The organism is Micromonospora sp. DT53 (genome assembly GCF_049841535.1).
Taxonomy (GTDB): Bacteria; Actinomycetota; Actinomycetes; order Mycobacteriales; family Micromonosporaceae; genus Micromonospora.
The window spans coordinates 57,550-70,535 of sequence record NZ_JBNCKM010000015.1; the positions used below are offsets into that span (position 1 = coordinate 57,550).

12 protein-coding genes are annotated in these 12,986 nt (G+C 71.6%); 9 read left to right on the top strand and 3 right to left on the bottom strand.

Translation table 11 applies throughout. The annotated features are described in order from the left end of the window. Positions 1–78: 78 nt before the first annotated feature. Together dapB and ACLQ3B_RS32845 are read left to right on the top strand one after the other, a co-directional pair. Positions 79–846 (top strand): 4-hydroxy-tetrahydrodipicolinate reductase, encoded by a 768-nt coding sequence (dapB, locus tag ACLQ3B_RS32840; RefSeq protein ID WP_425784550.1) that lies wholly within the window; start codon positions 79–81, stop codon positions 844–846. Positions 847–900: 54 nt separating this feature from the next. After that, complete coding sequence (locus ACLQ3B_RS32845; RefSeq protein ID WP_425784551.1) at positions 901–1,371, top strand: GNAT family N-acetyltransferase; 471 nt, start codon at positions 901–903, stop codon at positions 1,369–1,371. A gap of 245 nt (positions 1,372–1,616) precedes the next feature. Here the strand turns inward: ACLQ3B_RS32845 and ACLQ3B_RS32850 are convergent, their stop codons facing one another. After that, positions 1,617–3,725 (bottom strand): glycogen debranching N-terminal domain-containing protein, encoded by a 2,109-nt coding sequence (locus ACLQ3B_RS32850; RefSeq protein ID WP_425784552.1) that lies wholly within the window; start codon positions 3,723–3,725, stop codon positions 1,617–1,619. 145 nt (positions 3,726–3,870) lie between these two features. On the opposite strand from ACLQ3B_RS32850, the gene ACLQ3B_RS32855 reads away from it, so the two are divergent. The 4 genes from ACLQ3B_RS32855 (at position 3,871) to ACLQ3B_RS32870 (ending at position 8,218) form a co-directional block, all read left to right on the top strand. Continuing rightward, a complete protein-coding gene (locus ACLQ3B_RS32855; RefSeq protein ID WP_425784553.1) occupies positions 3,871–4,860 on the top strand; it encodes a LacI family DNA-binding transcriptional regulator in 990 nt (329 codons plus the stop codon). A 24-nt stretch (positions 4,861–4,884) separates the two neighbouring features. Further along, on the top strand, positions 4,885–6,135 hold the full coding sequence (locus ACLQ3B_RS32860) for a sugar ABC transporter substrate-binding protein (protein ID WP_425784554.1): 1,251 nt from the start codon (positions 4,885–4,887) through the stop codon (positions 6,133–6,135). A 72-nt stretch (positions 6,136–6,207) separates the two neighbouring features. Then, a complete protein-coding gene (locus ACLQ3B_RS32865) occupies positions 6,208–7,329 on the top strand; it encodes a carbohydrate ABC transporter permease (RefSeq protein ID WP_425784555.1) in 1,122 nt (373 codons plus the stop codon). 1 nt (position 7,330) lies between these two features. Further along, entirely contained in the window at positions 7,331–8,218 is an 888-nt protein-coding gene (locus ACLQ3B_RS32870) for a carbohydrate ABC transporter permease (protein ID WP_425784556.1), read from the top strand. A gap of 41 nt (positions 8,219–8,259) precedes the next feature. On the opposite strand, the gene ACLQ3B_RS32875 is transcribed toward ACLQ3B_RS32870, so the two are convergent. Beyond that, a complete protein-coding gene (locus tag ACLQ3B_RS32875) occupies positions 8,260–8,841 on the bottom strand; it encodes a GNAT family N-acetyltransferase (RefSeq protein WP_425784557.1) in 582 nt (193 codons plus the stop codon). Positions 8,842–8,876: 35 nt separating this feature from the next. Here ACLQ3B_RS32875 and ACLQ3B_RS32880 point away from each other — a divergent pair, with 35 nt between their 5' ends. Next, a complete protein-coding gene (locus ACLQ3B_RS32880; protein ID WP_425784558.1) occupies positions 8,877–10,151 on the top strand; it encodes a glycosyltransferase family 87 protein in 1,275 nt (424 codons plus the stop codon). Here ACLQ3B_RS32880 and ACLQ3B_RS32885 read toward each other — a convergent pair. Then, the gene (locus ACLQ3B_RS32885) at positions 10,050–10,601 is read right to left on the bottom strand and encodes a GNAT family N-acetyltransferase (protein WP_425784559.1); all 552 of its coding nucleotides are present in this window, start codon (positions 10,599–10,601) and stop codon (positions 10,050–10,052) included. The two genes, ACLQ3B_RS32880 and ACLQ3B_RS32885, sit on opposite strands and share 102 nt — an antisense overlap. A gap of 79 nt (positions 10,602–10,680) precedes the next feature. Here ACLQ3B_RS32885 and ACLQ3B_RS32890 point away from each other — a divergent pair, with 79 nt between their 5' ends. Together ACLQ3B_RS32890 and ACLQ3B_RS32895 are read left to right on the top strand one after the other, a co-directional pair. Then, positions 10,681–11,910: a winged helix-turn-helix domain-containing protein gene (locus tag ACLQ3B_RS32890; RefSeq protein WP_425784560.1), complete on the top strand. Its 1,230-nt coding sequence runs from the start codon at positions 10,681–10,683 to the stop codon at positions 11,908–11,910. Positions 11,911–11,914: 4 nt separating this feature from the next. After that, positions 11,915–12,565 carry a DUF2752 domain-containing protein gene (locus ACLQ3B_RS32895; RefSeq protein WP_425784561.1) on the top strand — a complete coding sequence of 217 codons (651 nt, stop codon included), beginning with the start codon at positions 11,915–11,917 and terminating at the stop codon, positions 12,563–12,565. Positions 12,566–12,986: the final 421 nt, after the last annotated feature.

A 12,986-nucleotide genomic window follows, 5' to 3' on the forward strand; every position in this document is an offset into this window, starting at 1 on the left:
GACCCCTCCGGCGCCCGGCTGCTGGGCAGGGGCCGGTCCCGGGGATGGGGCACGTCCCGATTGGGATAGGTTGTGCCCGTGACTGACGAGCAGGAGAAGACCCCGGCCGGGCCGCTGCGGGTCGGCGTGCTGGGTGCCCGCGGCCGCATGGGCATCGAGGTGTGCAAGGCGGTCGACACCGCCGACGACCTCGAACTGGCGGCGGCGATCGACCAGGGTGACAGCCGCGCCGCCGTCTCCGGCGCCGAGGTGGTCGTCGACTTCACCACGCCGGACGTCGTCATGGACAACCTCCAGTGGTGCATCGAGCAGGGCATCAGCGCGGTGGTCGGCACGACCGGCTTCACCGAGCAGCGGCTGGAGCAGGTGCGTGGCTGGCTGGCCGACCGGCCCGAGGTGGGCGTGGTCATCGCCCCGAACTTCGGCATCGGCGCGGTGCTGATGATGCAGTTCGCCGCGCGCGCCGCCCGGCACTTCGAGTCCGTCGAGATCATCGAGCAGCACCACCCGCGCAAGCTGGATGCTCCGAGCGGCACCGCCACCCACACCGCCCGGCAGATCGCCCAGGCCCGCGCCGAGGCCGGTCTCGGCCCGGTGCCGGACGCCACCAAGGACGAGGTGCCGGGTGCGCGCGGCGCCGAGATCGACGGGGTACGCGTGCACGCGGTGCGCGCCACCGGCCTCGTCGCCCACCAGGAGGTGCTCTTCGGCGGCACCGGCGAGACGCTGACGATCCGGCACGACTCGTACGACCGGGTGTCGTTCATGCCGGGTGTGCTGCTGGCCGTCCGCGCGGTGCGCAACCGCCCCGGTCTCACCGTCGGCCTGGACGCCCTGCTCGACTGAGCGGGCGGGCGAAACCTGGTCGCGGCGCGGACCGGCCGCCCCTAGGCTGCCCCGATGATCAATGGTGGACATGTCGACCGCGCCGGGCGGCGAGTCACGCTGCGGCCGGTCGACGACGACAACTGGCGGGCGGTGGCCGACGTCGCCCCGCGCGACGACCAGCGCCGGTTCGTGGCCGCGCTGGGCGCCCGCTACCTGCTGCTCAGCATGCGCTCCGAGGTGTGGACCTCGCTCGCGGTGTACGCCGACGAAACCGTCGTCGGCCACGTCATGTGGGGCGTGGACGACGACGGTTCGCACTGGATCGGTGGAATGCTGATCGACGCCGCCGAGCAGGGCCACGGCGTCGGCCGGGCCACCGTCCGCACGTTGGCCCCCTGGCTGGCGGCCCGGGACGGCAACCCCCCGGTCCGCCTCTCGTACCACCCCGACAACACTCCGGCCGCCGCTCTCTACGCCTCCCTGGGTTTCCACCCGACGGGCGCGGTGGACGACGACGAGCTGATCGCCGAACTAACCCCCTGACCCCCGCGGTCGTGCAGTTTCTGTAGCGACATGGAGAACATTCGGCCCATCTGGACAACCGAAGCCGCAAGATCGCCGGCGCGTCCGGCCCAGCCTGTGTCGATCATGGAGTTGTGGTGCCTCGCATAAGGGGCACAAATGGAGCTGTTGCCCACCACAACTCCATGATCGACGGGGCGGGGGGCGGGGCGGGGCGGGGCGGGGTAGGGCGGGGTGGGGTGGGGTGGGGTGGGGGTTGGGTCGGTCTAGTGGGGGAGAGGGGCTGTGGGACGGCGTTGGGTGGGGGCGGGTGGGGTTGGGGTCAGGGGACTGGGGAGGCCGGTGACTGTGGCTTCGCCGGTGCGGTCGACAGTGACGTGCACGGGGGTGTTGGCCACGCGGAGCCCGTCGACCGCCACGGCACCGAACTCCGCTCCCGCCAGGGGTGCCAGCCGGACCGTCCCGCCCGGCACGTCCGGGTAGAGCCCCGTGGCGGCCTGGAGCAGCAGCACCGCGCCCGCCGCCGCCCACGCCTGCGGTCGGCACGAGGCCGGGTACGGCACCGGACGGTTCACCAGTGCCCGGTCGTCGCCGCCGTACAGCTCCGGCATCCGGTAGTCGAACGCCTCGGCCGCATTCAGCAGCCCGTCGGCCAGACCGAGGGCGGCGTCGCGGTGCCCGGCGCGGGCCAGCCCGCCGAGCACGATCGCGGTGTCGTGGGTCCAGATCGAGCCACAGTGGTACGACAGCGGGCTGAACCCGGCGTCGTCGCTGGACATGGTGCGTAGCCCGAACCCGGCGGCCATCGTGTCGGTGGTGAGCAGGAGCGCGACCTGGGCCTCCTCGTCGCGGTCGAGCAGGCCGGTGCCGAGCAGGTGGCCGATGTTGCTGGTCAGCGAGTCGACCGGGCGCTTGTCGCGGTCCAGGGCCAGCGCGGGTTGCGGTCCGTGCCGGCCGTCGACCCAGAAGCTCTTGCGGAACCGGTCGACAAGCGCGGCGGCGTGTTCGCGCCAGCGGTCGGCGCCCGGTCGGCCGAAGGCGTCCAGCAGGGCGGCGCCGTTCACGGCGGCCTCGTGCGCGTACCCCTGCACCTCGGCCAGCACGATCGGCGCGGTGGCCAGGGTGCCGTCGCGGAAGCGGACGGCGTCACCGGAGTCCTTCCAGCCCTGGTTGGACAGCCCGTGCCCGGTGGTGTCGACGTACTCGACCAGGCCGTCGCCGTCCGGGTCGGCGTGCTCGCCGAGCCAGCGCAGCGCCGCCTCCAGGTGCGGCAGCAGAGGCTCGATCTGCTCGGCGGGCATGCCCCAACGCCACGCGTCGTGCAGCAGGTTGACCCAGAGCATTGTGGCGTCGACGGTGCCGTAGTACGCCGGTGGAAGGCGCAGTCCGTCGTCGGGCAGGGCGAACTCGTGGCGGCGCAGCTCGTGCAGGATCTTGCCGGGGGCCTCGCCGGTTGCCGGGTCGACGCGGGTGCCCTGCCGACGGGCCAGTACGCGCAGGGTGCCGGCGGCCAGGTCGGTGCCGAGCGGCAGCATCATCCGGGCGGCCCAGAGGCTGTCCCGGCCGAACAGGGTGAGGAACCAGGGCACCCCCGCGCCGAGGAACACGTCGCCGGGTGCGTCGGTCTCGGCCAGTCGGAGACCGCGCAGGTCGTCCAGGCTGCGGTCGAGCAGTCGGATCAGCCGTCGGTCGTCGGCGGTCACCTCGGGTCGGGACCATTCGGGCTCTCCGGCCGGGCCGACGACGACGGCGCGCGGGTCGTCGATGGTCAACTGCCAGCGCAGCACCGTCTCCCCGCCGGGGGGCAGGTCGACCGGCCAGGCCAGCCGGGGTGCGGTGGCCCGCTCGCCGCCGAGCAGCACGTCCGCACCCGGTGCGGTGACGGTGACGGTGATCCCGGCGCCGGACCAGGTAAGCGTGCCGGGCTGACCGGTAGTGGCCGCCAGCGCGTCGGTGGCGCCACCGGACTTGACGACCTCGATGGGTGCCAGGTCGCAGCCGAGGTCGACGGTGACGGTGGCCTGTACGCCGACAGTGGCGGTGGAGACGATCCGCAGCTCTTCGGTGAGGCCGTTGCGGGTGGCCCGCCGGATCCGGTCGACGCGGACGGTGGGGTCGGGCGTGGGGTCGCCGAGCCAGCGGGCCAGGCTCACGAAGTGTGCGCCGTGCGGGCCCTCGTCGCCGCGGGTCAGCCCTTCGAGCTCCCGTTCGTCGACTCGCAGCTCGGCGCGGGAGAGCACCCGGGCGTCGGCGTGGAAGACGCCCTGGACGCCGGTCGGGCGGATCTGCCCGGTCGCGTCCCCCAGCGCGCTGGTCGGGGCGAGGACCACCCCGACCAACTCGTGCAGGAGGGGTTGCAGCTGGCGTTCGATCACGGTGCGGCTCCAGATCCTCGGGGTGCGCGGCGGCCATCTTGACAACGCGCCGCTGGCGGTGCAAAGTGCGAAACATTCCAGAAACTTGAACGATCCAATCCTGCCTTATCCAAATTGGATCGTTCAAGATGGCGAGAGGGATTAAGTGGCCGAAAAGGTGACCATCGCGACGGTGGCCCGGCACGCCCGAGTCAGCCGGCAGACGGTGTCCAACGTGCTCAACGCCCCGCACATCGTGCGGCAGGAGACCCGTCAGCGGGTCGAGGACGCGATAAACGCGCTCGGCTACCGGGCCAACCAGGCCGCCCGACAGATGCGCACCGGCCGGTCCCGCCTCATCGCCGCCCGGATCGAACCGACCCGTGACGGCATCAACGGCTCCGTGCTCGACCGCTTCCTGCACGGCCTCACCGAGACCGCCGACGCCGCCGGCTACCGGGTGCTGCTCTACACCGCCACCGACGACGACCGGGAGATCGCCACCTACGGCGACCTGCTCGGCACCTACGAGTTGGACGCGTTCGTGCTGGTGGGCACCAAGTACGGCGACCCGCGAACCGAATGGCTCGCCGACCGGGACGTGCCGTTCGTGACCTTCGGTCGCCCGTGGGACGCGCTCGACGCGCACCCCTGGGTGGACGTGGACGGCGCCGCCGGCACCACCCTGGCCACCCGGCGTCTGCTCGACGCCGGCCACCGGCGGATCGCCTTCATCGGCTGGCCGGTCGGCTCCGGCGTCGGCGACGACCGGCGGGCCGGCTGGCGCGACGCGTTGCGGGCGGCCGGCGTCGACCCGGCCGGGCTGCACCGGGAGACCGAGGACGGCATCGCCGAGGGCGAACGCCTGATGCGCGACCTGCTCGAGACCGTGGCGCCGAGCGCCGTGGTCTGCGCCAGTGACTCACTCGCCCTCGGCGCCCTCCAGGCGATTCGCGGCGTCGACCCGCCCGTGTCGGTGATCGGCTTCGACGACACGCCGGTGGCCGCCGCTGTCGGGCTGACCAGCGTCAGTCAACCACTCGGCGCCGCCGCCGCCCGCTGCGTGGACCTGCTCACCGGGGTCCTCGACGGCGACCACGAGACCCCCACCCCCGTGCTGCTCCAGCCCTCGTTGGCGCTGCGGCACACCGCGTAGTCCCACCCCCCACCAGGAGAAACCATGGCACCTCGAACAATCACCCGGGCAGCGGTGGCCGGCCTCGCCGCCGTCGCCCTCCTCGGCTCCGCCGCCTGCGGCAGTGGCTTCGACGACTCCTCCGGCGACACCGCCCAGTCCAGCGGCCCGGCCAGCCTGCAGATCCTGATCGGCTCGTCCGGCGACGCCGAGACCAAGGCCGTGCAGGACGCCGCCGCGAAGTGGGCCAGCAGCTCCGGCAACACCGCGACCGTCACCCCGGCGCAGGACCTCACCCAGCAGCTCGGTCAGGCCCTCGCCGGTGGCACCCCGCCGGACGTCTTCTACGTGGACGCGGCCCAGTTCGCCAACTACGCCAGCGTCGGCGCCCTGGAGCCGTACGGCGACAAGATCAGCAACTCGGGCGACTTCTACGAGAGCCTGCGCACCGCCTTCACGTACGACGGCAAGCTCTACTGCGCGCCCAAGGACTTCTCGACCCTGGCCCTGCAGATCAACACCGAACTGTGGAGCAAGGCCGGGCTGACCGACGCCGACGTGCCGACGACCTGGGAGCAGCTCACCGCCGCCGCCCAGAAGATCAAGGCCAAGGGGCAGGTCCCGCTGGCCCTCGGTGACACCCGCGACCGGATCGGCGCCTTCATGGTGCAGAACGGCGGCTGGCTGGTGAGCAAGGACGGCAAGCAGCCCACCGCCGACACCCCGGAGAACCTCGCCGCCCTCCAGTACGTCAAGACCATGCTCGGCACCGGCCTGGCCAAGTTCCCGAAGCAGCTCGACGCCGGCTGGTCCGGTGAGGCGTTCGGCAAGGGCAAGGCCGTGATGACCATCGAGGGCAACTGGATCAAGGGTGCTCTCCAGAACGACTTCCCGAACGTGAAGTACAAGGTCGTGGCGCTGCCGGCCGGTCCCAAGGGGCAGGGCACCCTGTCTTTCACCCAGTGCTGGGGCATCGCCGCGAAGAGCAGGTACAAGGATCAGGCGATCAAGTTCGTCGAGGCGATGACCAGCGGCGAACAGCAGATGACCTTCGCGAAGGCGTTCGGCGTCATGCCGTCCCGCCAGTCGGCGCGCGACCAGTACACCGCCGCCTTCCCGGCGGACAAGGTGTTCATCGACGGCGCCGCGTACGCCCAGGGCCCGGTGAACGCCCCGAAGATGGACAGCGTCCTCAAGGACCTCGACACCGGCCTGCAGGGGCTGGCCAACGGCGACCCGAAGACACTGCTGCAGAACTTCGACAAGAACGCCAAGGCGGCGCTCGGCGGAAGCTGAGGTGATGGCGGGGGCCCTGGCGAGCACCGGGGCCCCCGCCGCACGTCGACCGGACAGAGGAAGGGAGGGAAGATGGCAACCGAGACACTGACCGCCGTGGCGACCGCGGGCGGGGCCGGCGCCCGCCGACGCAGGGGCGGCATCCGGAGCAACGAGAACCTCGCCGGCTGGCTCTTCGTCGCACCGGTGATCGTCATTCTGGGGCTGTTCCTGCTGCTGCCCATCCTGATGGCGCTCTGGGTCAGCCTGACCGACTGGAACGGCCAGGGCAGCCCGTTCACCGGCGACGTTCCGTTCGTCGGCGCGCACAACTACACCCAGTTGTTCACCGAGGACGGGCTGGCCCGCCGCGACTTCATGACCAGCATCCGCAACAACATCTACTACGTGGCGATCGTGGTGCCGGCGCAGACAGTGCTCGCGCTCGGGCTGGCGTTGGTCGTCAACAACCGGATGCTCAAGGGCAAGAGCTTCTTCCGCAGCGCCTTCTACTTCCCCTCGGTGACCAGCTCGGTCGCCATCAGCGTGGTGTTCCTGTTCCTCTTCGCCAACTCCGGCGCGGTGAACGCGCTGCTCGGTTTCCTCGGGATCGACGGCCCGGAGTGGTTCGCCGACTCCCGGGGCGTGCTGCACCTGCTGTTCGGCGCGGTCGGCGTCGACTCGCCACCGGCGGCGCTGACCGACGGCGGCCCGTTCGGGTTGACCTGGTGGGACTGGTTGGCCGGCCCGAGCGTGGCGATGATCTCGATCATCACGTTGGTCGTCTGGACCACCTCCGGCACCTTCATGCTGATGTTCCTGGCCGGGCTGCAGAACGTGCCGGTCACCCTGGACGAGGCGAGCACCCTCGACGGCGCGTCCCGGTGGCAGCGCTTCCGGTACGTCACCCTGCCGATGATCAGGCCCACCATGTTTCTGGTGCTCACCCTCGGCATGATCGGCTCCTGGCAGGTCTTCGACCAGGTGTACGTGATGAGCCAGGGCGACCCGGCCAAGACCACGCTCACCCCGGCGTACCTGTCCTACCGGACCGCCTTCGCAGACTTCGACTACGGCTCCGGCGCGGCGATCTCCTTCGTCCTCTTCCTGATCATCATCGTGCTCACACTGATCCAGCGCCGGGCGCTGGCCGAGCGGGACACCGACCGGCCGCGCCGCGGCTGGCGGCGTCGGCGCGTACCGGAAAGGTCCTGAGATGGCAGTGCTCACCGACCGCCCGGCGGCGGCGCCCGCGCGGCGTCAGCAGCGCGCCGCCCGCACCCTGGCAACCCGCTTCCTGGGGTACGCCACGCTCGTCTTCTTCGGGCTGGTGTTCCTCTACCCGTTCGTCATCCAGATCGGCAACGCGCTCAAGACCGAGCCCGACGCGGCGGCGAACCCGCTGTCACCGTTTCCGGACCCGCTCACGCTGGCCGGCTTCGAACGGATCTTCGCCGGCACCAACTTTCCGCTGTGGCTGGGCAACTCGCTGCTGGTGACGGTGCTTGTCACCCTCGGCCGGGTCTTCTTCGACTCGCTCGCCGGGTACGCGCTGGCCCGGCTGCGGTTCCGGGGCCGCAGCGGGCTGTTCGCCGCCGTCATCGCGGTGCTGGCGGTGCCCGGTGTGGTGCTGCTGATTCCGAAGTTCCTGGTGCTCAACCAACTCGGCCTCTACAACAGCTACGCCGGGCTGGTGGTGCCGCTGCTGGCCGACGCGGCGGGCGTGTTCATCATGAAGCAGTTCTTCGAGTCGATTCCGGTGAGTGTCGAGGAGGCCGCCCGGATCGACGGGGCGAGCATCTTCCGTACCTTCTGGTCGGTGGTGCTGCCCATGGCGAAACCAGCGCTGATCACCCTCACCATCCTGTCGTTCCAGGGCTCCTGGAACGAGTTCCCGCACAGCCTGGTGTCGGTGCAGGACCCGGACCTGTTCACCCTGCCGCGCGGGTTGGCCGACCTGGTCAGCGGCTCGCTCGGCAAGGGCACCCAGTACCCGCTCAAGCTCGGCGCCGCGCTGCTGGCCACCATCCCGGTAGCGATCATCTTCGTGGTGTTCCAGCGGTACTTCGTCCGCGACGCCAACGACGGCTCGGACAAGGGCTGACCGGCCCGGTGTGGCGGCCCTGCTGGGGCCGCCACACCGGTTCACTCGACCGGAACCTTCTCGGTCGGCACGCCCACGTGCAGGCGCACCTGCGGCACCAACATGTCGTCGACGTCCAGTGCGCGGGCCGCGCCGTCGGGCTCCCAACCGGTGCTGGTGAGGAACGTGCGGGTCGCCTCGTCACCATCGAACGCCCAGGCCACCGCCCGACTCATCCCGTCCTCCCGCCACAGGTCGACGGTGGCGGCGAGCAGCCGACTGCCGTGCCCCCGCCGGCCCCAACGCGGCTCCACGAGCAGGTCGGTCACCGCCGCCACGTCCGGCCCGAGCGCGTCGGCCGGCTCACCCGGGGCCAACGCCTCGCCGTCGGCCGGGCCGGAGGCGGCGAAACCCACCAGATACGATTGCTCGGCCTGTTCGACGGCGACCAGCACCCGGTGCGCGCCGGAGGGCGGCTCCAGCACCGCGGCGCTCCACCGCCGGGCGAGGAACGCCTCGTCCAGGTTGTCGAGCACATGCCGAGGCAGGATCCGGCGGTACGCGACCCGCCAGGTCGCGAGCTGGATGCGTGCGATCTCGCCGGCGTCCTCGGGACGCGCCGGGCGGACGTACCCGAGAGCCATGGGACGGAAGCCTACGCAGGGCGGGGGAGACGACGGTGGCGCAGGGTGCCAACAGGACGACCAGGCAGGTCGTCGGGGTGGTGGTGCTCGCCGCGGCGGTCGCCGGGTTTCTCGCCGTGGCGGCCGTCCGGCACGGGTTCTTCGACCTGAAGGTCTACTACGGCGCGCTGACCTGGTGGGTGCACGACGGCGGGGAGATCTACGACTACCTCAAGCCGGGCACCCAGTACGGCTTCACCTACCCGCCGTTCGCCGCGCTGGTCATGCTGCCGATGGCGTACCTGCCGTGGTCGGCCGCGATCGTGGTGAGCGTGCTCGCCAGCGTGGCCACCACCGCCGTGCTGATCTGGTGGCTGGTCGACCCGATCGCCCGGCGCGCCGGCTGGACCCGGTGGTTCGCCCTCGCCGTGGCGCTCTGCCTGGTCGCCGCGTTCGAGCCGATGCGGGAGACTGTCAACTTCGGTCAGGTCAACACGCTGCTGCTCTTCCTGGTGGCGGTGGACCTGCTGCGGCTGCTGCCGGCCGGCAACCGGTGGACCGGGGTGGGCATCGGCCTCGCCACGGCGATCAAGCTGACCCCTGGCGTGTTCATCGTCTACCTGCTGGTGACCGGGCGCTGGCGGGCGGCGTTCACCGCCAGCGGCACGGCCGCCGGGGTCTCGCTGCTGGCCGCCGCGCTCTTCCCGGACGCGTCCCGGGAGTTCTGGACCGAGGCGCTGTGGAACACCGGCCGGGTGGGCGAGTTGGCCTTCGTCTCCAACCAGTCGCTGCGCGGGGTGGTCGCCCGGCTCGACCCGGAGCACCCGAGCACCCTGCTGTGGCTACTGCTGGTGCTCGGCACCCTGGCGCTCTGGGCCTGGCGGTCCCGGGCCGCCGTCGCGGCCGGCGACGAGGCGACCGGCCTGGCGCTGACCGGCGCGGTGATGTGCCTGGTCAGCCCGGTCACCTGGGTGCACCACCTGGTCTGGCTGCTGCCCGCGTTGATCCTGTTGGTCGACAACGCGATGGCCGCGCCGGCCGGCCGCCGACGGCGGGTCCTGCTGGTCGCCGCGACCATCGGGTACGCGCTGTTGATCAGCCGGACCGTCTGGTTCTGGGAGAAGGACTTCACAGGCGTCGACGGCTTCCTGGGCAGCAACGCCTACGTGTGGATCAGTCTGGCGTTGCTGGCCTTCCTGCCGATCCGCCGGTGGCTGACCCCGAACGGGTCAGCGGTCGAGGCGTCCGGCGTACCGCAACTCGACAAGCCCGACCGGCGGACCCCCGCCGGCCAGCGGCACCTGGTAGGTCGACCGCTCACCGTCCGGTGACAGGCCGGCGCGCTCGCAGAACCGGCGAGCCCGCCGATTGTCCGCCAGCACCCACAGCCGATAGTCGGTCCAGCCCTGCTCGTGCAGCCCCGCCCGGGCGGCGGCCAGGAGCGCGGTGGCGGTCCCGTCACCCCAGCACGCCGGCTCCACGTAGATCGCCACCACCTCGCCGACCGTCGGGTCCAGGTCGTCGCGGTCCTGGTCGCGGCGGTACGGCCCGAACGTGGTGAAGCCCACGACCAACCCGTCCACCTCGCCGAGCAGGGTGGTGAACGGGTGTTCCGGGTCGGCGGTGCCGATGTCGCGACGGCGCTGTGCCCACGCCGCCACGTTCAGCCGCCGCAGCACCTCGTCCGGCATGAAGCCGACATAGCCCGCCTGCCAGCCGTGCACGTGTACCCGGGCGACCGCCTCGGCGTCGTCCGGCTCCTCCCGACGGATGGTCAGCATTGCACCGTTCTATGCCCCGTTGGTCGTCACGTCCAGCTTCCCGCACCGGCGTCGTACCGATGAATTATCGTCGCCGACGATGACCGCACCGGAATCACTCTCGCTCGCCCAGGCCCGCCGTGTGGCGCTCGCCGCCCAGGGCTTCGCCGACCCGGCGCCAACCGGCGTGCCGACGCGCCGGCATCTGCGCCGGGTGCTGGGCCGGGTCGGGCTGATCCAGATGGACTCGGTAAACGTGCTGCAACGCGCGCACTACCTGCCGCTCTACAGCCGGCTCGGGCCCTACCCGACCACCCTGCTCGACCAGGCTGCCTACCGACGCCCGCGTGAGCTGTTCGAATACTGGGGCCATGAGGCGTCGCTGGTGCCGGTGGAGCTGCACCCGATGCTGCGCTGGCGGATGGCCCGGGCGCACAGCGAATCCTGGGGCGGCATGCGACGGATCGCCCAGGAGCAGCCGGATCTGGTCGCCTGGGTTCGGGACGAGGTGGCCGCCCGAGGGCCGCTGACCGCCGCCGAGATCGAGCACGACGCGCCCCGGGAGACCGGCAACTGGGGGTGGAACTGGTCGGCGGTCAAGCGGGCGTTGGAGTTCCTGTTCTGGGCCGGGGAGGTGGCCGCCGCCGAGCGCAGCACCTCCTTCGCCCGCCGCTACGACCTGCCCGAGCGGGTGCTGCCCGCGACGGTGCTGGCCGCGCCCACCCCGAGCGACGCCGAGGCGTACCGCACGCTTGTGGCCCTCGCCGCGCGGTCGCTCGGCGTGGCCGCCGAGCCGGAGCTGCGCGACTACTTCCGGTTGCCGCTGGCCGGCGCCCGGCAGGCCGTCGCGGAGCTGGCCGAGGCCGGTGAGCTGGTGCCGGTCACCGTGGCGGGCTGGCGGCAGCCGGCCTGGCTGCACACGTCCGCCCGGTTGCCCCGTTGGGTGCGGGGCAACACGCTGGTCAGCCCCTTCGACCCGCTGATCTGGGAACGTGCCCGCACCGAGCGGCTGTTCGACTTCAGCTACCGGATCGAGATCTACGTCCCGGCGCCACAGCGGGTCTACGGCTACTACGTGTTGCCGTTCCTGCAGGGCGACAGGTTCACCGCCCGGGTCGATCTGAAGGCCGATCGCAGGGCCGGGGTGTTGCTGGTGCCGGCCGCCTGGCTCGAACCCGGCGCCGACCCGGGGGAGACCGCGGTGGCACTCGCCGCCGAGCTGTATCGGCTCGCCGGCTGGCTCGGCCTGGACGCGGTGGCGCCGCCGGCGGCCGGCGACCTGGCCGGTCCGCTCACGGCCGCATTGGCCGGCGTGTCCGGTGTACCGTGAGCGTGTGACGAGCGTTCCCGGACCGGTCAACCAGCCGCAGCCCGCCCCCGGCGCGGTCCACACGGCGCCGCCCGACGGCTTCGGCCCCGGCGATTCCGGTCCTGGTGGTGCGGGTCCGCACGGGTTCGCTCCCGCCGGGTTCGGTCCCGGCGGCTCGGGTCCGGAGGGTTGGCCGACGACCCCGCCCGGTGGCTACCCGGCGCCTGAGCCGGATCGGCTCACCCGGTTCGTGCTCCGGCTCTACGAACGTTCCCCGCGCTGGGCGGTTCCGCTGGCCGCGCTCGGCTGCGTGGGCATCGGCATGAGCTACGCGATGCTCAGCAACCCGACCCACGCCGACCCGGATGCCGCGCCCACCTGTCTGCTCAAGTTGACCACCGGGCTGGACTGCCCAGGCTGTGGTGGCACCCGCGCACTCTGGTATGTGCTGCACGCCGACCTGCCGGCCGCCGCCCGGCACCACTTCCTGTTCGTCTTCGCGCTGCCGTTCCTCGCGTACCTCTTCGTGGCCTGGGCGGGAAACCAGGCGTTCGGTTGGCGACTGCCCGAGCTGCGGATCAGCTCGAAGGTCATCGGTGGTTTCCTGGGCGCGTGGTTGGCCTTCTCGGTGCTGCGCAACCTGCCGTGGGCGCCGTTCACCTCGCTCTACGTCTGACCGCGCTGCGGTCTGGCCGCGCTGCGGTCTGGCCGCGCTGCGGTCTGGCCGTGCCGCCGTCGCCAGGTGCGCCGGTGCCCGACCTGCCGCCGCCGGACCTGCGGATGTCCGGATGTGACAGGCGGGCGAATGCGGGCTGGGCCGGCTGATCGACTCGGTTTCCAGGAAACCGGGCCATCCACCCGACTTGGATACCCCGACTTTCAGGAACGCGAGTCGATCACCCAGTGCGTAGCCGTACTCCGCGCCCGCGGCGCACGACGGCCGACAAATCCCGCGTCCAAGATCGTGCTCGATCCTGGAAGCAGTGGTGTCGGGCGCGGTGGATGCCACTACATCCAGGACAACGCCGTTGCGTTTAGCGCTGTGAGCGGGAGGCAAGTCCTTTCTCGAAGACTGTGATTTCGGCGTGGAAGCTGTA

What these genes read in the sequence shown, in the direction of transcription:
- ACLQ3B_RS32845 (WP_425784551.1), top strand. Translation starts at nt 901, where the DNA reads ATGATCAATGGTGGACATGTCGACCGCGCCGGGCGGCGAGTCACGCTG.
- ACLQ3B_RS32860 (WP_425784554.1), top strand. Translation starts at nt 4,885, where the DNA reads ATGGCACCTCGAACAATCACCCGGGCAGCGGTGGCCGGCCTCGCCGCC.
- ACLQ3B_RS32865 (WP_425784555.1), top strand. Translation starts at nt 6,208, where the DNA reads ATGGCAACCGAGACACTGACCGCCGTGGCGACCGCGGGCGGGGCCGGC.
- ACLQ3B_RS32870 (WP_425784556.1), top strand. Translation starts at nt 7,331, where the DNA reads ATGGCAGTGCTCACCGACCGCCCGGCGGCGGCGCCCGCGCGGCGTCAG.
- ACLQ3B_RS32875 (WP_425784557.1), bottom strand. Translation starts at nt 8,841, where the DNA reads ATGGCTCTCGGGTACGTCCGCCCGGCGCGTCCCGAGGACGCCGGCGAG.
- ACLQ3B_RS32885 (WP_425784559.1), bottom strand. Translation starts at nt 10,601, where the DNA reads ATGCTGACCATCCGTCGGGAGGAGCCGGACGACGCCGAGGCGGTCGCC.
- ACLQ3B_RS32890 (WP_425784560.1), top strand. Translation starts at nt 10,681, where the DNA reads ATGACCGCACCGGAATCACTCTCGCTCGCCCAGGCCCGCCGTGTGGCG.